Raw genomic sequence first — 987 nt, 5'->3', positions numbered from 1 at the left:
CTCCACGCGCCGCGGCAGACGGGGAAGACGACGTGTCTTCTCGCGCTCATGGACTACCTCAATCGCCAAGGGCGCTACCGGGCGCTCTACGCCAACATCGAAACGGCGCAGGCCGCCCGGAATGACGTCGCCCGCGGGATTGCCGCGGTAGCGAGCGCTATTGCCCGAAGTGCCGCGATCTACTTGGATAACCCCACGCTCGACCAATGGTTGCTCCACGGCGAAGGTGCAACGCTTGCACCTGAAGAGCGGGTGACCCGGCTGCTGACCTATTGGAGCCAACAAGACCCGGAGCGTCCGGCGGTGCTGCTGCTCGACGAAGTCGACGCCCTGGTCGGTGACACGCTGGTTTCGCTCCTGCGGCAACTGCGTGCCGGCTACACCCAGCGGCCGCGTGCTTTCCCCCAATCGGTGATCCTCTGCGGCGTGCGCGACGTGCGCGACTACCGCATCCACACCGCCAACCAAGAGATCATCACCGGCGGCAGCGCCTTCAACGTCAAAGCCGAGTCGCTGCGGCTCGGGAACTTCACCTTTGATGAGGTGCGGGCGTTGTGGCTCCAGCACACCGAAGCGACGGGACAGCGCTTTGCCGACGCGATCTGGGAGGAACTCTGGCTCGATACCGAAGGGCAGCCGTGGCTCGTCAATGCCCTGGGGCACGAATGCACCTGGAAAGATAAGGAGCTCCGTAACCACCGCGATCAGCCGGTGACGCTCGAGCGTTATCTTGCGGCGCGCGAGCGGCTGATTCAGTCGCGCGCGACCCACCTCGACCAACTCACCGACAAACTCTCTGAGCCGCGTGTTCATCGCGTGATTGCGGCGATCCTCGCAAGTGAAGAGGATCCTACAGTAGTCGCAGAGGAAATTCCGACCGACGACCTCGAATATGTCTATGACTTGGGGCTCATTGCGGTGCGCCCGATGGTGCGGATCAGCAACCGGATCTACCGCGAAGTGATCCCGCGCGAGCTCACCTGGACT

1 protein-coding gene is annotated in these 987 nt (G+C 63.5%); it reads left to right on the top strand.

Annotated features, from left to right (window positions below; genetic code table 11):
- Positions 1 to 987, top strand: a 987-nt coding sequence (locus ACYQ6T_RS10685; protein WP_459830693.1) for an AAA family ATPase, incomplete at both ends; no start/stop codon positions are given.

The sequence above is a fragment of the Hydrogenophilus islandicus genome, from assembly GCF_054657095.1.
Note: the sequence above shows the minus strand (reverse complement) of the source record. Positions and strands in the feature narration are given on the sequence as shown.